22 protein-coding genes are annotated in these 20,744 nt (G+C 67.8%); 14 read left to right on the forward strand and 8 right to left on the reverse strand.

Annotated elements, in window-relative coordinates:
• Positions 1-130 precede the first annotated feature (130 nt).
• The gene (locus C5F75_RS32350; RefSeq protein ID WP_060011236.1) at positions 131-709 is read left to right on the forward strand and encodes a hypothetical protein; all 579 of its coding nucleotides are present in this window, start codon (positions 131-133) and stop codon (positions 707-709) included.
• Positions 710-755: 46 nt separating this feature from the next.
• On the opposite strand, the gene C5F75_RS32355 is transcribed toward C5F75_RS32350, so the two are convergent.
• Positions 756-1,340, reverse strand: a complete 585-nt coding sequence (locus C5F75_RS32355; RefSeq protein WP_060011238.1) for a TetR/AcrR family transcriptional regulator — start codon at positions 1,338-1,340, stop codon at positions 756-758.
• A gap of 345 nt (positions 1,341-1,685) precedes the next feature.
• On the opposite strand from C5F75_RS32355, the gene C5F75_RS32360 reads away from it, so the two are divergent.
• A complete protein-coding gene (locus tag C5F75_RS32360; RefSeq protein WP_059641434.1) occupies positions 1,686-2,390 on the forward strand; it encodes an SDR family oxidoreductase in 705 nt (234 codons plus the stop codon).
• A 61-nt stretch (positions 2,391-2,451) separates the two neighbouring features.
• Here C5F75_RS32360 and fabV read toward each other — a convergent pair whose 3' ends face one another.
• Positions 2,452-3,654, reverse strand: a complete 1,203-nt coding sequence (gene fabV / locus C5F75_RS32365) for an enoyl-ACP reductase FabV (RefSeq protein ID WP_060011240.1) — start codon at positions 3,652-3,654, stop codon at positions 2,452-2,454.
• A 162-nt stretch (positions 3,655-3,816) separates the two neighbouring features.
• Here fabV and C5F75_RS32370 point away from each other — a divergent pair, with 162 nt between their 5' ends.
• From C5F75_RS32370 to C5F75_RS32385, 4 genes are all read left to right on the forward strand, one after another.
• A complete protein-coding gene (locus C5F75_RS32370; RefSeq protein WP_011548968.1) occupies positions 3,817-4,350 on the forward strand; it encodes a GbsR/MarR family transcriptional regulator in 534 nt (177 codons plus the stop codon).
• A gap of 87 nt (positions 4,351-4,437) precedes the next feature.
• Complete coding sequence (locus C5F75_RS32375) at positions 4,438-5,760, forward strand: SDR family oxidoreductase (RefSeq protein WP_060011243.1); 1,323 nt, start codon at positions 4,438-4,440, stop codon at positions 5,758-5,760.
• The gene (locus tag C5F75_RS32380; protein WP_059581888.1) at positions 5,757-6,227 is read left to right on the forward strand and encodes a DUF2269 family protein; all 471 of its coding nucleotides are present in this window, start codon (positions 5,757-5,759) and stop codon (positions 6,225-6,227) included. The genes C5F75_RS32375 and C5F75_RS32380 overlap by 4 nt, the downstream gene beginning before the upstream one ends.
• Positions 6,228-6,352: 125 nt before the next feature.
• Positions 6,353-6,976, forward strand: coding sequence for a glutathione S-transferase family protein (locus C5F75_RS32385; protein WP_059581890.1), 624 nt, complete (start codon positions 6,353-6,355; stop codon positions 6,974-6,976).
• Between the two features lie 81 nt (positions 6,977-7,057).
• Here C5F75_RS32385 and C5F75_RS32390 read toward each other — a convergent pair whose 3' ends face one another.
• Positions 7,058-8,479 (reverse strand): serine hydrolase domain-containing protein, encoded by a 1,422-nt coding sequence (locus C5F75_RS32390; protein ID WP_059581893.1) that lies wholly within the window; start codon positions 8,477-8,479, stop codon positions 7,058-7,060.
• Positions 8,480-8,709: 230 nt separating this feature from the next.
• On the opposite strand from C5F75_RS32390, the gene C5F75_RS32395 reads away from it, so the two are divergent.
• The 5 genes from C5F75_RS32395 (at position 8,710) to C5F75_RS32410 (ending at position 12,848) form a co-directional block, all read left to right on the forward strand.
• Positions 8,710-9,129 (forward strand): HIT family protein, encoded by a 420-nt coding sequence (locus C5F75_RS32395; RefSeq protein ID WP_059581895.1) that lies wholly within the window; start codon positions 8,710-8,712, stop codon positions 9,127-9,129.
• 231 nt (positions 9,130-9,360) lie between these two features.
• Entirely contained in the window at positions 9,361-9,525 is a 165-nt protein-coding gene (locus C5F75_RS36980) for a hypothetical protein (protein ID WP_162838116.1), read from the forward strand.
• 159 nt (positions 9,526-9,684) lie between these two features.
• Positions 9,685-10,344, forward strand: a complete 660-nt coding sequence (locus C5F75_RS32400; protein ID WP_059581898.1) for a methyltransferase family protein — start codon at positions 9,685-9,687, stop codon at positions 10,342-10,344.
• Positions 10,345-10,721: 377 nt separating this feature from the next.
• On the forward strand, positions 10,722-11,162 hold the full coding sequence (locus C5F75_RS32405; protein ID WP_059581902.1) for a hypothetical protein: 441 nt from the start codon (positions 10,722-10,724) through the stop codon (positions 11,160-11,162).
• An 849-nt stretch (positions 11,163-12,011) separates the two neighbouring features.
• Positions 12,012-12,848, forward strand: a complete 837-nt coding sequence (locus C5F75_RS32410; protein WP_059581905.1) for a bifunctional allantoicase/(S)-ureidoglycine aminohydrolase — start codon at positions 12,012-12,014, stop codon at positions 12,846-12,848.
• A gap of 78 nt (positions 12,849-12,926) precedes the next feature.
• Here the strand turns inward: C5F75_RS32410 and C5F75_RS32415 are convergent, their stop codons facing one another.
• Complete coding sequence (locus C5F75_RS32415) at positions 12,927-13,340, reverse strand: hypothetical protein (RefSeq protein WP_059581907.1); 414 nt, start codon at positions 13,338-13,340, stop codon at positions 12,927-12,929.
• 321 nt (positions 13,341-13,661) lie between these two features.
• On the opposite strand from C5F75_RS32415, the gene C5F75_RS32420 reads away from it, so the two are divergent.
• Complete coding sequence (locus C5F75_RS32420) at positions 13,662-14,222, forward strand: hypothetical protein (RefSeq protein ID WP_124860230.1); 561 nt, start codon at positions 13,662-13,664, stop codon at positions 14,220-14,222.
• Positions 14,223-14,341: 119 nt separating this feature from the next.
• Here C5F75_RS32420 and C5F75_RS32425 read toward each other — a convergent pair whose 3' ends face one another.
• Both C5F75_RS32425 and C5F75_RS32430 read right to left on the reverse strand, forming a co-directional pair.
• Entirely contained in the window at positions 14,342-15,205 is an 864-nt protein-coding gene (locus C5F75_RS32425; RefSeq protein WP_060011245.1) for an LD-carboxypeptidase, read from the reverse strand.
• A gap of 382 nt (positions 15,206-15,587) precedes the next feature.
• Positions 15,588-16,382, reverse strand: coding sequence for an aminoglycoside phosphotransferase family protein (locus C5F75_RS32430; RefSeq protein WP_060011247.1), 795 nt, complete (start codon positions 16,380-16,382; stop codon positions 15,588-15,590).
• Between the two features lie 244 nt (positions 16,383-16,626).
• Between C5F75_RS32430 and C5F75_RS32435 the strand changes: the two genes are divergently transcribed.
• Both C5F75_RS32435 and C5F75_RS32440 read left to right on the forward strand, forming a co-directional pair.
• Positions 16,627-18,765 (forward strand): penicillin-binding protein 1A, encoded by a 2,139-nt coding sequence (locus C5F75_RS32435; protein WP_060011303.1) that lies wholly within the window; start codon positions 16,627-16,629, stop codon positions 18,763-18,765.
• Positions 18,766-18,773: 8 nt separating this feature from the next.
• Entirely contained in the window at positions 18,774-19,385 is a 612-nt protein-coding gene (locus C5F75_RS32440; protein WP_060011249.1) for a trimeric intracellular cation channel family protein, read from the forward strand.
• A 31-nt stretch (positions 19,386-19,416) separates the two neighbouring features.
• On the opposite strand, the gene C5F75_RS32445 is transcribed toward C5F75_RS32440, so the two are convergent.
• Both C5F75_RS32445 and C5F75_RS32450 read right to left on the reverse strand, forming a co-directional pair.
• The gene (locus C5F75_RS32445; RefSeq protein WP_181035506.1) at positions 19,417-19,806 is read right to left on the reverse strand and encodes a VOC family protein; all 390 of its coding nucleotides are present in this window, start codon (positions 19,804-19,806) and stop codon (positions 19,417-19,419) included.
• 105 nt (positions 19,807-19,911) lie between these two features.
• Entirely contained in the window at positions 19,912-20,742 is an 831-nt protein-coding gene (locus C5F75_RS32450) for a heme ABC transporter ATP-binding protein (RefSeq protein ID WP_059581923.1), read from the reverse strand.
• Positions 20,743-20,744 lie beyond the last annotated feature (2 nt).

A 20,744-nucleotide genomic window follows, 5' to 3' on the forward strand; every position in this document is an offset into this window, starting at 1 on the left:
GTCGATGCGGGCGCGCGTCGCGTGACGGGTGTGGCCTGTGAGAAAAGCGTCACCGCGCGCGGCCCCCGGTCCGATATAGTCGCGTGCACGCAGCAAGACGCCCACCACACGTCACGAAACCGCCGCCTCGATGAAACGCTCCCACGCCGCTTTCGCCCTCACGGGCCTGCTCGTCGCGCTGCCGATCGCCGCGTATGCGCTCGTCAAGCCGCTGCGCGTCGTCGCGCCCGCGCTGATCCCCGGCGTGTCGTGCCCGAGCACCGACATCTGCACGGACGATGTCGCGAGGCTCGGCGAGGCGCGGCAGCTCTATCACGACGGCTACGCGCGCGCGGCGGCGACCGTCGGCGCGTTCCGCGCCGCACCGCGCGTCGTGTTCTGCGCGACCCGCACGTGCGCCGATGCGTTCGGCCTCGGCACACGCGCGGCGCTGACGCTCGGCGATTTCGGCGTGGTGATCGCGCCGCGCGGCTGGCAGACGTACTTTCTCGCGCACGAGCTGATCCACCACCGGCAGGCCGAAGTACTCGGCAACCTGGCCGTCCTGACCAAACCGCGCTGGCTGATCGAAGGGATGGCGTATTCGCTCAGCGACGATCCGCGCCATCCGCTGGCCGAGCCGTTCGAATCGTGGCGCACGCGGTTCGCCGCGTGGAATGCGGCGCGCGGCACGCAGCCGCTGTGGGACGCCGCGCGGGCGATCGAATAGCGCGACAAGAACGCGGACGCCGCGCCGCGGCGCGCACGGCCAACGCTCAACTCGACGTGGCCGATTCGCCGCGTCGGCCGGCCAGCGTGTCCCGTCCCGCGTCGAGAATCTCGTCGGCCAGCGCCGGATCGGTGCCGGCGATCGCGCGCGACAGCACGAGCGCGCCGACCATCTGGCTGAAGACCGCGAGCGCGTCGCGACGCGTCTGCGCGGGCGTCGCGCCTTCGGCCGCCACCATCCGTTCCAGCCGATCGAGATACGCTGCGAGGCCGTGCGCATAGCACGCGCGCGCCGCATCGGTCAGCCGCGGCGCATCGCCCGCGAAGCCAGACAGCGGGCAACCGGCCTCGACGTTGTCGCGATGCGCGGGCGACAGATACGCGGCCACCTGCGCGTCGAGACTGCCGGCATTCGGTGAATCCGCGCGGTCGTGCATCGCCTTTTCCATCACTTCGGCGACCAGCGCGTCCTTCGACTTGAAGTGGTTGTAGAAGCCGCCCTGCGTGAAGCCGGCTTCCTTCATCAGTTCCGTCAGCCCCACGGCGTCGACGCCGCGCACGCGGAACAGCCGCTCGGCGGCCGCGACGATCGCGCTTCGGTTCTCGGCAGCCTGTTGTCTGGACACGCCCATCGATCTCTCCCTGATTTCCTGTTCGATCGCGTCGATTGAAAAACACAATGGTGATCGCCATTGACACGACCATGCGGCGAGAACACAATGCACCGCAAAGACAATGGTGATCAAGATTGACATTGAGTGTAGCCGACTGGGCGGATCGTGGCAAAGCCACGGCGGGTACACCGGATGGCAACGGGTCAGCGTCTTTGGCGCCGTGGGGTGTGGGTCGCGGGCGGCTTGCCGTCGGCGGCAGGCCGCGGCGCCACGGTTCGCCAGGCAACGACAGTCTCGTTTTTACCCGGATCTCACGCGCGGCGAGCCGGCGCGCGGGCGATTCATCACGCGAAAGGACGCATCATGAAAATCGAAGGTGCAGTGGTGTTCATCACGGGCGCGAACCGCGGGCTGGGGCTCGAGTTCGCGAAGCAGGCGCTCGAACGGGGCGCGCGGAAGGTCTATGCGGGCGCGCGCGATCCGGCCAGCGTGACGCTGCCGGGCGTCGTGCCCGTGAAGCTCGACGTGACCGACCCCGCGGCGGTCGCGGCAGCGGCCGAGGCGGCGCGCGACGTCACGCTGCTGATCAACAACGCCGGCATCGCGCGGCTCGGCAGCCTGACCGACGAGGGCGCGCCCGACGCATTGCGCGCTCACCTGGAGACCAACGTGTTCGGGATGCTGGCGATGTCGCGCGCATTCGCGGGCACCCTGGCGGCCCACGGCGGCGGCGCGATCCTGAACATCCTGTCGGTCGCGAGCTGGGTGAACCGGCCGATCCTGTCGAGCTACGGCGTGTCGAAATCGGCCGCATGGGCGTTGACCAACGGGCTGCGCCATTCGCTGCGCGAGCAGCGCACGCAGGTCGTCGGGCTGCATGCCGGCTTCATCGATACCGACCTGACGGCCGGCCTCGACGTGCCGAAAGCCACGCCGGCCGACGTCGTGCGGCAGGCGTACGACGCCATCGAGGCAGGGGCGGAGGAAGTGTCGACCGACGAGTTCACGCGGCAGGTGAAGGCCACGCTGTCGTCGGGCGTCTATCTGGAAGAACCGGCGCCGCGTTGACGCCGCCGGTCGTGCGAACCCGCCGCCCGCGCCGTGGGCGCGGCGGCGGCGGGTCGTGCCGTCAGACCGTGGTGTCGATGATGCCCGGGATCTTCACGTCCGGGTTCACGTCCGCGCCGTAGTCGACCCCGGCGATCTCGAAGCCGAACAGGCGCAGGAACTCGGTCTTGTAGCCCGCGAAGTCCGTCGTCTCGTACAGGTTCTCGTTCGTGACCGTGTCCCACATCGCGACGACCTTCTGCTGCACCTGCGGATCGAGTTCCTTGTAGTCCGCGCGCAGGCGGCCTTCCTCGTCGACATGCGGCGTCGCGCCGTACAGGCTGTCCTTCAGGAGCCCGTACACCTGCTCGATGCAGCCTTCGTGCGTGCCCTTCTCCTTCATCACCTTGAACAGCAGTGACAGGTACAGCGGCATCATCGGGATCGCCGAGCTGGCCTGCGTGACGACCGCCTTCAGCACCGACACGCGGGCGTCGCCGCCGTGCGCGGCCAGCTTGTCGCGGATCGACAGCACCTTCTTGTCGAGATCCTTCTTCGCTTCGCCGATCGAGCCGTTCCAGTAGATGTCGTGCGTGATCTGCTCGCCGAGGTACGTGAACGCGGTGGTCTTCGCGCCGTCGGCCAGCACGCCGGCTTCGGCCAGCGCGTCGATCCACATCTGCCAGTCCTCGCCGCCCATCACCGCGACGGTGCCGTCGATCTCTTCCTGCGTCGCCGGCTCGAGCGACACTTCGCGGATCACTTCCTTGTCGGTGTCGAGGCCGCGGAACGTGACGGCCTTGCCGACCGGCTTGAGCGTCGAGCTGATCGTTTCGCCCGTCTTCGGATGCGTGCGGCGCGGGGCGGCGAGGCTGTAGACGACCAGATCGACCTTGCCGAGATCCTGCTTGATGGTGTCGATCGTGACCTGCTTGACCTTGTCGGAGAATGCGTCGCCGTTGATACTGCGCGCATACAGCCCCTTTTCGGCGGCGAATTTCTCGAACGCGGCGCTGTTGTACCAGCCGGCCGTGCCCGGCTTCGTCTCGCTGCCTGCGCGCTCGAAGAACACGCCGAGCGTGTCCGCGCCCGAGCCGAATGCGGCGGAGATCCGGGCGGCGAGGCCGTAGCCGGTCGACGCGCCGATCACGAGCACCTTTTTCGGGCCATTGGCGATCGGGCCGTGCGAAGTCACGTAATCGATCTGTTCCTTGACGTTGGCTTCGCAGCCGACGGGATGAGTCGTCACGCAGATGAAGCCACGCACGCGCGGTTTGATGATCATGGGAGAACCTCTAGTCAGAAAGGCGGGGACGGCCTGAAATCGGAAAAATCCCGCGCATTGTAAAGGAAGCGGCCGATCGCGGGCGGGCGCGGCCGGAAGGCGCGCGATCGCCCGGTTATTTCTCTCTTGACAGAAATAACTGAAATGAATAAATTTCCAGACATGGAACTCACACCGATTGCCGAACGATTCATCCTCCACTGGGGCGAAATGGGCTCGCGGTGGGGCGTCAACCGCACCGTCTCGCAGATTCACGCGCTGCTCTATCTGGCCGGCCGGCCGGTGGCAGCGGACGAAATCGCCGAGACGCTCAACGTCGCGCGCTCCAACGTCAGCACGAGCCTGAAGGAGTTGCAGGCGTGGCGGCTCGCGAAGGTCGTGCACGTGCTGGGCGACCGCCGCGACCACTTCGAGACGTCGACCGACATCTGGGAGTTGTTCAAGCTGATCGTCGAAGGGCGGCGGCAGCGCGAGATCGAGCCGACGCTCACGGTGCTGCGCGATTGCCTGACGAGCCCGGAGATCGCGAACGAAAGCCGCGAGACCGAACAGCGCATCCGCGACACGCTGCAGTTCGTCGAGACGCTGACGACCTGGTCGGACGAGATGCTGCGGCTCAAGCCCGATACGCTGATGAAGGCGCTCGGCATCGGTGCGAAGATCAGCCAGACGGTCAGGCGCAAGCCGTCGAAGTAAGCGGTAACGGAGAGCGGGCACGCAGCCCGCTTTTTTCGGAGTTGTTGTTTCTGTCATTACAGAAATAACTGTAAATAGAGGACGAACATGAACGCAGTCTTGCCGTCGACCTGCCCGCCCGAGCGTTCCGGCGCACGCGGCGTGACTGTGCTCGTGTGCGGCGCGAACGGCTTCATCGGGCGGGCGCTGTGCGCGCAGCTCGAAGCGGGCGGGCATCGCGTGCTGCGCGGCGTGCGTCACGCGGCCGGCCCGCACGACGTCGCGATGGACTTCGTGCGGGACGTCGATCCGCAAGCATGGCTCGCGCGGCTGAAGGGTGTCGACGTGGTGATCAACGCGGTCGGCATGCTGGCGGATCGACGCGGCGCGACGCTCGACGCCGTGCATCGCGCCGCGCCGTGCGCGCTCTTTACCGCGTGCTGCCGCGCCCGCGTGCGGCGCGTGATCCAGATCTCGGCGTTCGGCGTCGAGCGCGGCGATACGCGGTACTTCGCGAGCAAGCAGGCGGCCGACCACTTCCTGCAGACGCTGCCGATCGACTTTCGCATCGTGCGCCCGGCGCTCGTCTACGGGGCGGCCGGCGCATCGGCGCGGTTTTTCCGGATGCTCGCGAGCCTGCCCGTGCACGTCCTGCCGGCGGGCGGCCGTCAGCGGCTGCGCCCGGTGCATGTCGACGATCTCGCCGAAGTCGTGGCGCGGCTCGTGATGGAGCCGGCCGATTCGCCGTCGGCGGCGGGCCGTCGCGTGATCGACGTGGTCGGCAGCGACGAAGTCGAATACCGCGAGATGCTGGCCGGCTACCGCGCTGCGCTCGGGTTTCCGCCGGCGGCCCGCGTGACGCTGCCGGGCCCGTTGGTCGGCGCGGCGGCCGTACTGCTCGGCGCGTTGCCGGGCGCGATGCTGACGCGCGACACGTGGACGATGCTGCGCGGCGGCAACACGGGCGATCCGGCTGCCACCGCGGCCGTGCTGGGCCGGCCGCCGCGCCGCATCGGCGGGTTCATCGGCGCGGAAGCCGCCGCGCTGCGCCGCGACGCGCTCGCGATGTGGCGGCGTCCGTTGCTGCTGGGCGCGCTCGCGATCGTGTGGATCTGGACGGCGATCGCGAGCGCCTTCATCCATCCGCTGCACGCAAGCCTCGCGCTGCTGGCGCCCGCGCACCTGACGGGGCTGCCCGCGCTGATCGCGCTTTACACCGCCAGCGCGCTGGACTTCGCGCTCGGCATCGCGACCGTCGTCGCGCCGTCGCGGCGCCTGTGGGCCGTGCAGGCGGCGCTGATCGTCGCGTACTCGGCGGTCATCGCGGTCACGATGCCCGGCCTGCTGGCCGAACCGTTCGGCCCCGTGCTCAAGAACGTGCCGATTCTCGCCATCCTGTTGATCCTCTTTTCAGAAGAAGAACGCGCATGAACACCTATCTCGTCATCAAGGCGCTTCACATCCTGTCTTCGGTGCTGCTGGTCGGCACGGGGTTCGGCACCGCGTTCTACCTGTTCTTCGCGAACCGCACGCGATCGGTGCCCGCGATCGCGGCCGTGTCGCGGCTCGTGGTGCGCGCGGACTGGTGGTTCACGACGCCGGCCGTGATCTTCCAGCCGGCGTCCGGGTTGTGGCTCGCGCATACGGCCGGGTGGCCGTGGCATACGCCGTGGCTGCTCGCGTCGATCGTGCTGTACGCGGTCGCCGGCGCGTGCTGGCTGCCGGTCGTGTGGTTGCAGCTCGAACTGGCGGCGATGGCGAAGCTCGCGCACGCCAACGGCGACGCCGCGTTGCCCGAGCGCTACTGGCGCTATGCGAAGCGCTGGGAACGGCTCGGTTATCCGGCGTTCTTCGCGATGCTGACCGTCTACTTCCTGATGGTGGTCAAGCCGATGTGAGCCCGTCGCCGTCGTGCGGAAGCGGCCTGCCGTTTCCCGCGAGGTCGTGTATAACTTCGGCGTGACCGCGTTCGGCGCGTGCCGTGCGCGCCGAACGTTCGCACCCGACCTCACAAGGAGCCTGCATGCTGCAAGTCCTCGGCAAGATTCCGTCCATCAACGTCCGCAAGGTGCTGTGGCTGTGCACCGAACTGAACCTGCCGTTCGAACAGGAAGACTGGGGCGCGGGCTTTCGCACGACCCACGACCCGGCCTATCTCGCGCTGAATCCGAACGCGCTCGTGCCCGTCATCAAGGACGACGACTTCGTGCTCTGGGAATCGAACACGATCATCCGCTACCTCGCGAACCGCTACGGCGGCGACGCGCTGTATCCGGCCGAGCCGCAGGCGCGTGCGCGCGTCGACCAGTGGATCGACTGGCAGGGCTCGGACCTGAACCGCTCGTGGGTCGGCGCCTTCCTCGGCCTCGTGCGCAAGTCGCCCGATCACCAGGATCCGGACGGCATCGCTCAGTCGATCGCGGGCTGGACGACTCACATGCGCGTGCTGAATGCGCAGCTCGAAAAGACCGGCGCGTACGTGGCCGGCAACACGTTCACGCTCGCGGATATCCCGATCGGCCTGTCGGTGAACCGGTGGTTCGGTACGCCGTTCGAGCATCCGGACCTGCCGGCAGTGTCGCGCTACGTTGAACGGCTCGCGACCCGCGAAGGGTTCAAGCAGTACGCGGGCAGCGCGAATCCGTAATGCGGCGCAGGCAGCGCTTGAAGCGGTGGTATTGCCTTCATCGCCGCTTCACGACCGATTCACCGACGCACCTGCCCGTCGTCACGCACCGGGCGCCGGCACCGCGTCGAGCACGCGTGCGAGAAACGCCTCGTGATTCCACGCGGCTTCCGGCCGCGACAGCCCGAGCCGCACGACCACCAGCTCGCGGCTCGGCACCACGCTGACGAACTGGCCTTCATGGCCGACCGCATGAAACGCGTCGGCCGGCATCGCCCGCGCATGCGGATCGCGATCGTTGAACGGCTCCGGCACCTTGACCCACAGCTGCGCGCCGAATTCCTGCCGCGGTGACTGGGGCGTCGCGCGCGTCAGATAGCGCACCCAGCCTTCGGGCAGCAGCCGCTGCCCGTTCCACACGCCGTCCTGCAGCAGAAGCTGCCCGAAGCGCGCCCAGTCGCGGGCGCTCGCATACATGTACGACGCGCTGACGAGCGTGCCGGACGCATCGGGCTCAAACACCGCGCTGCGCATCCCGAGCGGCGCGAACAGCGCGCGGCGCGGAAACGCGAGGTAGTCGGCGTCGCTGCCGCCCAGCGCTTCGCGCATCACGCGCGCGACGATCGCGCTCGTGCCGCTCGAGTACGACCACTGCGTGCCGGGCGTCGCGGCAAGCGGCTTCGCCGACGCGAACCGCGCGGTATCGGGCTGCGTGAACAGCATCACCGCGACGTCGGAGAGCGGATCGTCGTAGTCCTCGTTGAATTGCAGGCCGCTCGTCATCCGCAGCAGCTCGTCGAGCGTGATGGCCGCGCGCGGATCGCCGCTGCCGCGCCATTCTGGCAGCAGTGCCGACGCGTCGGGCGACAGCCTGTGCCGCGCGACCAGCGTGCCGACCAGCGCGGCCGTGACGGTCTTCGTCATCGACCAGCCGGGCAGCGGCGTGGCGGCCGTGAAGCCGGGCGCATAGCGTTCGGCGATCACCTGGCCGCGCCACATCACGACGACCGCGCGCGTGCGCCGCGGCCGCGCCGGATCGGGTTCGTCGAACGCGCGGTCGAGCGCGGTCTGCAGCTTGTGCGTGTCGATGCCGGCGGGCGGCGTGGCCGGTGCGGGCGGGTCGGGTTGCGCGGGCGGCGGATCGGGGAGGGCCGGCAGCGCGGCGGGCAAGGTGGCCGCCGCCGCACCGGCCGTGGCCCCGAGCGCGAGCGTGCAGCCGAGCCCGGGCCGGAAGTCGGCTTCGCGTTCGGCGAAGCCGGCGAAGGTCGCCACGGCGCGACGATGGTCGGGATCGAGCGACGGGCGCACCAGTTTCAGCAGCGGATGGACGCCGGCCATGATGTCGACGTCGATCACGGATGCGGCCGGACGGCCCGATACGAACACGCCGGAACACAGCGCCTTGGCCGCATAGCCGGTCGCGATCGGCGCGAGCCGGGACAGCATGTAGCCCGTATAGCCGATCGCGGCCACGAACACGAGCGCGACACCGCGCAGTATCGGCTTCTTGAGGGGGATCGTCATGCGCGAGCGTCCTCGGTGGCGTGCCGGCCGGCATCGATGCGGCAGTGTCGCAGGTTCGGGCGATGCGGTGCAATCGCTGCCGTGTGACGCATGATGACCGCCGCGTGTCCGACGGCGCGGCCGGCGTCGCGCATCGGGCGAGTTGATATCGGGTCGGCCGTCGGCCGATAATCGTCCGGCATTGCGCTTTGCTCTGCCCGTCCCACTGACCAACCGAGATCGGAAACGCCATGTCCTACGACAACAACAACCCGTTCGCCAAAATCCTGCGCGGCGAACTGCCGTGCGTGAAGGTCGCCGAAGACGACGCGACGCTCGCGATCATGGACCTGATGCCGCAGGCCGACGGTCACGTGCTCGTGATCCCGAAGGAGCCGGCCGCGCAGATCTTCGAGTTGTCCGGCGACGCGGCCGCGGCCGGCATCCGCATGACGCAGCGCGTCGCTGCGGCGGTGCGCGCGGCGCTCGAGCCGGACGGCGTGTTCATCGGCCAGTTCAACGGCGCGGCAGCCGGCCAGACGGTCCCGCACGTGCACTTTCACGTGATTCCGCGCTGGGAAGGCGTCGAACTGCGGATGCATGCGCGCGAGATCGCCGACGCGGCGACGCTGGAAGCGCTCGCGCAGCGCATTCGCGCGCGCTTCGTGTAACAGCCCGCCCACCGGTCGGCCGTTGCGCCTCCCGAGCCTGTTTCAGCGGTCACACCACGTAACACGTGTAACCGCCCGGGAAACTCGCGCGGCCAGGCCCGGCGCTAGACTGCGCGCATTGTTTCATCGAGCGACAGGAAGGGCGGATCGCCTCTTCGTGCCGGCCGCCGCGTTGTGCTGCGGTGGGGCCTTCGCGAGGTGTCGTTCGTCTTTCGCGCCGGGAATCGAGCCATGTCCAGACTTCTCATCACGCTTGCCCTGATCGGCGGCCTGTCCGGCTGCTACGTGGCGCCGCCGTACGGCTACGCGCCCGCGCCGGCCTACTACGGTTATGCGCCCGCGTACTACGCGCCGCCCGTCACCGTCGGCATCGGCGGCCACTTCCACATCCGCTGATCCGTTGCAGCGCGCCGGCCGAGATATACCGGCTCGGCCGGCTGCGGTCGGCCGGCCGGCCGATGCACGCGAGTTCGCGCGCCGCATGACGGTGCCGCCCGGCGCGCGGGGCGCGCAGTTCCTATACTTCACAGGAAAGCGCATCCCCGCGAGGCCGTCATGACAGTCACCCCGAAGGTCGTCGTCCTGTCGGGCGTATCCACGCTCGTCTATCTCGGGCTCGCCGTGCTCGGCAGCGGCGGGTTCGCTGCGTTCTTCTCGCACCCGCAGCTGATCGTCATCGTCGTCGCGACGTTCGCGATGGCCGTCGCCGCGCTGTTCAGCGAAGGCAACCTGAGCAGCGGCGAGCGCGAAAATCGCGACAACCGTTGGGTGCTCGCGGCCTTCGCGGTAAGCGGCTTCCTGCTCGCGTACCTGCCGGCGCTGACCGACCGGCTCGACGTCTGGACCTTCGGCGGCGAGACGGTGCGCTGGATCGGCGTCGCGCTGTACCTCGTGGGCGGCGGGCTGCGCATGTGGCCCGTGTTCGTGCTCGGCAAGCGCTTCAGCGGGCTCGTCGCGATCCAGCCGGGCCATACGCTCGTGACCGGCGGCATCTACAGCCGCATCCGCAATCCGAGCTATCTCGGCCTCCTCCTCAATTCGCTCGGCTGGGCGCTGGCGTTTCGCTCGGGTGTCGGCGTGCTGCTGGTCGTGCTGACGCTCGTGCCGCTCGTCGCGCGAATCCGCTCGGAAGAGGCGTTGCTGCGGTCGCAATTCGGCGCGGAATACGACGCGTATTGCGCGCGGACGTGGCGATTGCTGCCCGGCGTGTACTGACCCCGCCATCTTCCCCCTCACCATCGTTCGGATGCCCGTTTGCGGCAGGTGCCGATGTGTTGCCACGTGTGTCTCGAACGTACGAGCGCGTGCGTGACCGACGTGTCGCAACGCGGGGACGGACCCTTGCCGGAGTCAATACCGGCAAGGGTTTCAGCCGGATTCGGCGGGCGTGTTCAACGCCTGTTATTCGACAACAACTTGTTACCAGAATGTCCACGGCAAGGATGCGGGACCGGTGCTATTCTTCGCCGCAAGCTCATTGAAATGAATTGGTCCACGGTTCGGCACAATGCCTGGCCCGATGTCGATCGATTCAGGTCGTCGTACCGAGCGGACCTCGATAACCAGAATTGCGAACAAGGAAGAATACGGGAATGTGGAAGAAAATCGCCCCCACTCTCGTCGTCGCCGTGCTGACCGGCGCGACTGCACTGCCGGCCGTGGCCGGTGACTTGAACAACGCGCTCGGCGGCGCGCTCGGCGGGGTTGCCGGCGCAGCGGTCGGCGGCGCGGTTGGCGGCAGCACGGGCTCCGTCATCGGCGGCGCGATCGGCGGCGGCGCGGGCGGCGCGGTGACGTCGAACCGTCGTGAGCGCACCGGCGCGATCATCGGCGGCGCACTCGGCGGCGGCGCGGGTACCGCGGCAGGCAACGCGATGGGCGGCCGCACGGGCGGCCTGCTGGGCGCGGCGGTCGGCGGCGGCGCCGGCGCGGCGCTCGGCGGCAACCTGTCGCGCAGCTCGTACGATCGCGATCACGGCGACCGCGGCTACCGTCATCACCGCAAGCATCGTCACCACCGCGACTGGGACTGATCGCCGCTGGCGCGGCACGGTGCGCGAGCCGCGCACCGGCGCGCTGCCGGCGTCGGCACCCGACGCGAGCCTCGGCCCGGCACGCCGCCGGGTGGCTTCGCCGGCCAGACCGGCGATCCTCCTCCGGCTTCATCAGCCGCTGCCATGTGCCCGATCGACGGGCCGGCAATGCTCCTTCCGCTGTTTTTCTCCGTTTCTCGACGACACCCGTTGCCGCATCCGAATGTGCTCGGACAGGGGCGGCCGAATGACATCTGCTTTTCCTTCGACCCGTCGGCTCGTTTCAGCCTGACGTGACGGTCTCCGTGCGGCCCTCGCGCCGCGATCCGCTGCCGCACACGTATGCCCTCCTTCGCCGCGCCACGGGTAACGGGATGCATCGAGACCAGCGCGTGTCTCCCCGCGTTGCCGCACCGGCGCATCGCGCGAACATCGCGACCGTCAGGATTTCCCTGATGGTCGGCACCTCGCGCGACGCGTCCCCGCCGTGCATCGCGGGCGCCGGCGGGTAGTGGGAAATCGAATGGATGGCATCGCAACATTTAATTGGTCGATCGGGATCGACTTCGCTATCGTCGGCGATGCTCGCGTACGGAGTCGAACCGTGCGGCCGTCCGCGCCTCGCCTGATCGCGAGCGCCGCGGCGCGGCCGCCGGCCCGACCACCCGGGCCGCCGCGTCGCTGAACCGGACGACCCGCCGCGAAGCCTGGCCGACCGATCGAAGGCGCATGCGCTTTCAAGCCACCCCGGCAACGATGTCCCGCCGCCGCACGCGCACTCCACGCGCATGCGAACCGCCCGATGCCGTTTGCGCCTGGGGCCGGACCAACCCATTGCCTGGATGCACTATGTCTAAGACAACGTATTACGCGCCGCATGGCGGCCACCCGCCGCAGACGGATCTGCTGACCGATCGCGCGATGTTCACCGAGGCGTACGCGGTGATCCCGAAGGGAGTGATGCGCGACATCGTCACGAGCTGGCTGCCGTTCTGGACCCACACGCGCCTGTGGGTGATCGCGCGCCCGCTGTCGGGGTTCGCGGAAACCTTCTCGCAGTACATCGTCGAAGTGAATCCGGGCGGCGGCAGCGACAAGCCCGAGCAGGACAAGCACGCCGAAGCCGTGCTGTTCGTCGTCGAAGGCGAAGCCGAGCTGACGCTGCAAGGCAAGCAGCACACGCTGAAGCCGGGCGGCTATGCGTTCATTCCGCCGGGCGCGGACTGGACGCTGCACAACGTCAGCGATGCCGCGGTGCGTTTCCACTGGATCCGCAAGCACTACCAGGCCGTCGACGGCATTCCGCTGCCCGAAGCGTTCGTGACGAACGAGCAGGACGTCGAGCCGATTCCGATGCCGGGCACCAACGGCGCATGGGTGACGACGCGCTTCGTCGACATGAGCGACATGCGTCACGACATGCACGTGAACATCGTGACGTTCGAGCCGGGCGGCGTGATCCCGTTCGCCGAAACGCACGTGATGGAGCATGGCCTGTACGTGCTGGAAGGCAAGGCCGTCTATCGGCTGAACCAGGACTGGGTCGAGGTTGAAGCCGGTGACTTCATGTGGCTGCGTGCGTTCTGCCCGCAGGCGTGCTATTCGGGCGGGCCTGGGCGGTTCCGTTATCTGCTGTACAAGGACGTGAACCGTCACATGAATCTGACGCTGAACCCGGCGCGCTGAAGCGCCGCGTACGTCGGACATGAAAGCCCGCCGGCGTATGCCGGCGGGTTTTTTTCGGGGGCTTCGTGGGTTAGAAAGTCAGCGGACAAGCTGTCCGACAACCCGAGCCCACATCGCCCGAAGGCGTCGCGCGCGGTCTTCGAAGAGATATGAGGCCGCAAGCGCCAGGAGACCTGAAATCGCACCCGTCACGATGTGCTCGACATAGGGAATACGGTAGTGACTCGTGTGCGAGTAGGCGTCGCCCAACGTCGTCAGGACGCCGACGACCAGCGCGTTGCCGTATCGATGCGCGTAGAGTTTCGCCACAGGCGTGAAAGTCAGAAGTACAGCCAGGAGCCCTGTCAGGAGACCCGTATGAAAGGCGATGGTCCAGTGGGCAAGGCTCATGACGTTTCCCCAGCTCCCGGGCATGCAGGTCATGCACGCACTGGTCGGCTGCCAGAAACGCTGGACGAAGAGTCTGACGCGGTGCTTCCACTCGGTTGACATGATGCGTTTCCGTCGATGTCGTCGCCACGGCCGGCGTCGCCACACATAGACGGAGCGGCTGCGCGCGGTAGGGGCCGGGCAATCACCTGAACATGCGGGAATACTACTCCACGATCAGACGGCCGCTGTTTCGAGCGAGCCCGGAATTCAACGCTTGAGTCTATCGGTGCGGCACCGTCCGTGACGCGCGTCGAACGATGCGCTTGCGCGCGAGGTCGACGGCTGGAATCGGACCCGGAGCAGACGCCAATCCACAGCAACAGCGGCCACCCGAGCAATGTAAAATGGTTGCACGAACAGCACTCGCGGAGAACGGCTAAGGTGGCAGTCGAGTCCATACTCGAGGCAGAGCGTGATCGCTACCTGCAATTCTTCCGTTCGACGGTCAGCCAACTTCAAACCTCCGTGCGCAACGTGGCGACGGAAGTCCTGATCTCCATAAACAACGATCGGATACCGTATCCGTACCGCTACCTTCGCGTCGATGCCTTGGCAAAGGATGAAAGAGATCAAATCAAACCGTACGAATTCGCTATCGATCCGGACCCAGCATTCGTTGCAGAAATTTTCCGTTTCCGTGCGTTCGACCTGAATCTCCATCCATTCACGTGGAATAGATTGCAGGTGGTCTTCGATCGGCAGCCGCCAGAGACCTTTGCGTTGGACAACTGGATTACCACATGGCTAGACGTAGGTGAATGCGGTGGCAATAGCGTCGATGGATTAGCCGGTGCGATCCACGGTGCGAGCCAAGTCGAATCTAACGATCACTGGTCGTTCTTCACAGTTGACTTCGGGACCGCGCCGACGACAGCCCTGATGCATCTTCTCGACATCATCGCAAAACGAGGGGTAAAGCAGATCTTCCTCAAAGCAGGCTGAACAAACGTCGCCGCCGCTTCTTTATCGACGAATCAGGCGAGATACCAAGCGTCTGCCCGGGCCGAATCCCGTCCGCCGCCCGACAATCGACGATCGGACAGCATGTGCGAAGGGCAAAGCTATCGCAGCAATATGCTCCCGCGGATCTCGGCAGGCCGTCCAACCACCCACGACAGATTGCGCTGACCATGACCCACGGGAAGGCCCCCATAGATTGGGGCGCCGAGCGGCGCCAGTGCGTCCAGCAGAACGTCCGTGAGTAAGTAGTCGGCCCCGGCTGGCAACGGGCAGCGGATGAAGTCGCCGAGCACAATCGCGCGTGCGCCATCGAGGATACCGGCGTGACGCATCGTCATGATGCTGCGGTCAATGCGGTATGCAAGTTCAGTAACGTCCTCCAGAACGACAATCGAGTCGCGAAATCTCGGCTGCCAACGGCTGCCGGCCATGCTCGCGAGTACCGTGAGATTGCCGCCGACAAGCGACCCTTCGATCGAATCAGCCGACCCATGCAGACGTTCGAGCGGCAGTGGCGTCGGCGGGACCCCGGTGAGCGCACCCAGAACGCTGAGGCGCGACTCCTCGTCAACTTTCGTCGCGAGGCCGTTGAGCGTCGGCCCGTGAATTACGTCGATGCCGGGAATCTGCCGCAGCGCGCAGAAAAGCGCGGTCGCGTCGGAGAAGCCGATCACGGTTTTCTTTCGGGGCACGGTAGTGGGCAGCGCGGGCAGCACATGCGTAGAGCCATAGCCGCCGCGTGCGATCCAGACGATATCGACTGCCGGGTCTGACAACGCCGCAAGCAGATCGTCGATACGATCCTGATGAGATCCCGCGAGATACCGGAACCGGTCAGCTACGTGCGCGGCCACAGAGACGGAAAATCCCCAACTTTCCAGCAGCGACACGGCCAGCGCCAGGTTATCCCTGTCAGGAATGCCCGCCGGCGCCACGACGGCCACCCGTTTACTTTGCACTATCAAGTCGGTTGCTCCGTTGTTTCACCGGTCGCCGGCGCCAAGCATTGAGCGGAACGTAGCCGCGCGCCAACCAGAGCCCGCCTCCGCATTGAAAGCAGAAATCGTTGCATCTTGCCTACCTCTTGCCGCTTCTGACGCAACGATTGTCTCGAACGGCGAGCCGCGAGCCGCCGTATGCACGAGACATCATGCGACCCGCAAGCTTACGACATGCGCCCCCGGTGAAGTGGCAATGCAACCCGATTCACGCCTTTATCAGCCTGACGCCGATTGTCGACGATTCAGGCGCTGAGGTCGAGTAGCCGTTCCTGGCCGAATACCGGTGGTCTTCGCAGCTTTCCTGCGGAAATCCGCGATGAGCTGTTTTCATGGCCGATGCGTATCGCTACAGCCCGAGCGCTCTCGTCGCAAGCATCGCAACCTGCAGCCGCGTGTCGGGCGGCTGGCCGTCTTCCATCAACCACACGGCCGACAGCCCGACCCACGCGAGAATCCATTGCAGCAGCCGGCGCGAGTCAAGCTGCGCGGCATCCGCCACGACCACGACACGCCGCTCGAAACGCACCGGATCGACCGCGATGTCATGCGCAGGATTACAGAACAGGTTCGCGTAATCGAACGTGCGCTCGCCGCGCAGCCCTTTCGGGTCGATCGCGCGCCAGCCGCGATCGCCGAAATGAAGAATGTTGTCGTGGTGAATGTCGCCGTGCAGCACGACTTCGTCGACGGAAGGCTCGGCGAGCAACTGGCGAGCGGCCGTCGCCGAGCCGCGCAGCGCGTCGTTATCGACATCGTTCGACAGCAGCGCGTAAAACCAGTCATGCAGCGGCACCACTCGCGGCACCTGCGGCGCACGATGCGCATGCAGCCGCGCGACGACGTCGCACGCGATGCGCATCGTGTCGTCGTCGTGGCCCGCGGCCGACAACGCGGCGAGCGTCGGCGTCGGCTGCGCGCGCTCGAGCAGGATCGCGTCGCCGTCGTGCTGCCACACCTGCGCGGCGCCTTGCCCGTTCCACCAGGCCATCAGCGCATTGCCGCGCCGCTCTTCGTCGCACGTCGCGACTTTCAGCATCGCGGGCCGCGCGTGCCAGACGACCGGCAGCAGGCCGCCGCTCGCGGTCAGGATCGGGCCGCCGTCGGGAACGAGGCCCCACAGGTCGAGATATCGATCGAACATCCGACGATGGTACAAGCGAACCGGCTCGCGCGCCCGGCACACGTGACCGCAACGGCATGCCGCAAACCCGCATGCACGGTCCGAGCGGCCTCCAAAGCGCTTTCCTAAATAAAATTTAGCCAGCCAAACTTTGGCTAAAGAATGTTCCGGTTTCGCGCCATCCCTTCGACAATGCGCGCCTTTCGTGACCGATCGGCGCGCCGCCCGCGCGCCGGCCGTCGCGGCATTGAAGAAGGAGCCCGACATGACCGATCCCACCGCCCACCCGCCGCCACCGCCCGCGCCGCCAACCGCACCGCCGCGCCGCCGCCGCGTATGGCGCACGCTCGCGGGCGCGCTGCTCGGCCTGACGCTCACGTGCGCGGGCATCGGCGCGTGGACGATCGATCGCATCTGGACGCAGTTGCCGTCCGTCGAACACCTGGCCGTCTATCGTCCCGCGCTGCCGCTGCGGATCTTCTCGCGCGACGGCGACCTGCTGGCCGAATACGGCGTCGAGCGGCGCGAGTTCGTGCCGCTCGAACGCATCCCGCTGCTGATGCGCCATGCGCTGCTCGCGGCCGAGGACGCGAAGTTCTACGAGCACGGCCCCGTCGATATCGGCGGCCTCGCGCGCGCGACGTTCGCGAACGTCGTCACGGGGCAGCCGGGACAGGGCGGCAGCACGATCACGATGCAGGTCGCGCGGAACTTCTACCTGACGCGCGACAAGGTGCTGAGCCGAAAGCTCGCCGAGATCCTGATGGCGGCCAAGCTCGAACGCGAATACAGCAAGGACAAGCTGCTCGAGCTGTACATGAACGAGATCTATCTGGGCGAGCGCGCGTATGGCTTCGCGGCCGCCGCGCACGTGTACTTCGGCAAGCCGCTCGACGCGCTGAGCGCCGGCGAGGCGGCCGTGCTCGCCGGGCTGCCCAAGGCGCCGTCCGCGTTCAACCCGGTCGTCAACCCGGCGCGCGCGACCGCGCGGCGCAATTACGTGCTCGGCCGCATGCATGCGCTCGGCCAGCTCGACGATGCGGCGTATCGCGCGGCCGTCGACGCGCCGATCGCGCTCGCGACCACGCCGCCGCCCGGCATCGTCGCCGCGCCGTACGTCGCGGAGCGGGCGCGCCGGATGATGGTCGAGCGGTTTCATGACGATGCGTACACGCTGGGCCTCGACGTGACGACGACGATCTCGATGCGCGACCAGCGCGCGGCCGAAGCCGCGCTCGAGCGCACGCTGAGCCGTCAGGCGCGCGCGAAGCGCGATACGCGCAACGGGCTCGAAGGCGCGCTCGTGTCGCTCGATGCGGCTACCGGCGACATGCTCGCGCTGGTGGGCGGCGCGGATTTCAATCGCAACGTGTTCGACCATGCGTTGCAGGCGTATCGCCAGCCGGGGTCGAGCTTCAAGCCGTTCGTCTATTCGGCGGCGCTGGAGAAGGGCTACTTCCCCGGCGTGCTCGTCGACGATACGCAGCGCACGCTCACGCATGCGGAAACCGGCGCGCGGCCGTGGCGTCCGCGTAATTTCGCCAACCACTACGAGGGCTTCATTCCGGTGCGGCGCGGGCTCGTGCGCTCGAAGAACCTCGTCGCGGTCAGCCTGATGCAGGCCACCGACGCGCGCTACGTGCAGCAGCACGCGGTGCGCTTCGGCTTCGACGCGCAGCGCAATCCGGCGTCGCTGCCGCTCGCGCTCGGCGCGGGCGCCGTGACGCCGCTCGAACTCGCGAGCGCGTACAGTGTGTTCGCGAACGGCGGCACGCGGATGGAGCCGCGCCTGATCCTGTCGGTGAAGCAGCGCCACGGCGGCGCGATGTACGAGGCGACCGTGCCGGCGGGCGAGCGCGTCGTGTCGGCGCGCAATGCGTTCGTGATGGACAGCATGCTGCGCGACGTCGTGCGGGCCGGCACCGCGCGCGGCGCGCTCGCGCTGCGGCGCGACGACGCGGCCGGCAAGACGGGCACGTCGAACGGGTCGAAGGACGTATGGTTCGTGGGCTACTCGTCGGGCATCGTCGCGGTCGCATGGCTCGGCTACGACACGCCGCGCCCGATGGGGCGCGCGACCGGCGCGACGCTCGCGCTGCCGGTCTGGCTCGACTACATGAAGACGGCCGTCGACGGGCGCACGCCGGTCGATGCGACGCCGCCGCAGGACGTCGTGCTCGTCGACGGCGATTTCGTCTACGCCGAATACACGCGCGGTACGTGCACGGCCGACGTGCCGGCGTATATCCGCAGCCGCTTCGCATGCGGCGGCGCGGCGGCCGTCGATGCGCCGGATGCGTTGGGTGCGCGGGCCGACCACGGCAAGCGCGACGAACCGATGCCCGCCGCCGTCGATGCGGCCGAGCGCGAACGCGTGCTCGACCTGTTCCGGACCGACGACTGACGCGCGCGATGCATACGCTCTACTTGATTGCGATCGTCGCGGAAGCGATGTCGGGGGCGCTGATGGGCATGCGCCGCGGAATGGACCGCTTCGGGCTCGCGCTCGTCGGCGCGGTGACGGCGCTCGGCGGCGGCACGGTGCGCGACGTGCTGCTCGGCCACTATCCGCTCGGCTGGATCGCGCATCCCGAATACCTGGTGATCACGCTCGTCGCGGCGACCGTCGCGTCGTGGGCGGCACGCCATGTCGCGCGGATGAGGGCGCTGTTCGTCACCGTCGATGCGATCGGCCTCGCGGCGTTCACGATCATCGGCTGCGACATCGGCGCGTCGGCCGGCACGGCGCCGATCATCGTCGTGCTGGCCGGCGCGATCACGGGCGTGTGCGGCGGGATGCTGCGCGATTTGCTCTGCAACGAGATGCCGCTGATCCTGCGCGAGGAGCTGTATGCGAGCGTCGCGTTCGTCACGGGCACGCTGTATGTCGGGATGCAGTCTCTCGGCATCGACGCGGGGTTCGCGACGCTCGTCGCGCTGGCGGCCGGCTTCTCGATGCGGATGCTCGCGGTGCGGCTCGGCTGGAAGATGCGGACCTTCGGCGCGGCGGACGTCGAGCATTGAGCGCACGCGCCGGTGCCTGCCGCGCCGGCATTCAGTCCGGCTGCATCACCTGAAAGACGTTCCCTTCCGGATCGACGCCGTCGAGCATTCGGTACGGGAAGCCGTCATAGCGCTTGAGATCGCGCACGGTCACGCCGTGGCCGGCGAGCCGGTCGCGATACGCGGCGATATCGGCGTCGATCCTGAATACGAGTTTCACGTTGCTGGCGGCGGCATTCGCATTTGCGCTTGCCGATGCGGCCGCGTGGCGAAACGCCGGCCCGGCCCGATGCAGCGCGAGTTCGATCGCGCCTGCATCGAGCACGGCCCATTCGCCGTCGATTTCCTCGATGACGGGCAGCGCGAAATGCCGTTGATAGAACGCCTTCAGCAACGCGACGTCACGGACGTACAGGATGATGCGGGTCATCGGCAGCGGCACGGGGGTCTCCTGGAAGGGGAGAAACGAAAGGTCTCGAGACAATGCGGCCGCCCACGGTGGCGTACGACATCGAGCGACGCAACGATCATGCGACACACGCCCGCGCTACGCGGGCACCATCACCGGCGGCGTTCCGTCGCCGGTTTCCACCATCTTCACCGCGAAGCCGTAGCACCGCGCGATATGGGCCGGCGTCATCACGTCGCGTGGTGCGCCATGCGCGACGATCGTGCCGTCGGCGAGCATCGCGATCGTATCCGCATGCCGCGCGGCGAGGTTCGGATCGTGGACGATCGCGAGCACGCCGAGCCGCCATTCGCGCGCGACGGCGCGCACGGTATCGAGCAGGCGGTGCTGGTGCGCGAGGTCGAGCGCGGCGGTCGGTTCGTCGAGCAGCAGGTAACGCGGGCCGGTTTCCATCGCGTCGTGGTCCGGCCACAGCTGCGCGAGGACGCGGGCGAACTGCACGCGCGCGAGTTCACCGCCCGACAGCGTCGTGACGTCGCGGCCGACGAGCGCGTCGGCGCCCGCGCGTTCGAGCGCGCGCCACGCGATGTCGCGATCGCGATGCGCGATCACGTGGCGCGCGCCGCCGCGCCGCGCATGCGGATAGCGGCCGAGCAGCACGATTTCGTCGACGCTGAACGGGAACGCCGGCTGCGCGGCCTGCGGCAGCACCGCGCGCAGGCACGCGAGCCGCGGCGCGTCGATGCGCGCGAGCGGTTCGCCGTTCAGCGTGACGTCGCCCGTCACGCGCACGCCGTTCGGTGCGATGCTGCCGGTCAGCTCGCCGGCGAAGGTTTTCAGCAGCGTGCTCTTGCCGGCGCCGTTGCGCCCGAGCAGCGCGGTCACGCGGCCGGGTTCGATCGACAGCGACAGGTCGCGCAGGATCGTATCGTGCCGGCGGGCGACGTCGAGGTGGTGGGCAGTCAGCATGG

Origin of the sequence: Burkholderia anthinoferrum (genome assembly GCF_002925705.1) — a bacterium.
In the GTDB taxonomy this organism is placed as follows: Bacteria; Pseudomonadota; Gammaproteobacteria; order Burkholderiales; family Burkholderiaceae; genus Burkholderia; species Burkholderia semiarida.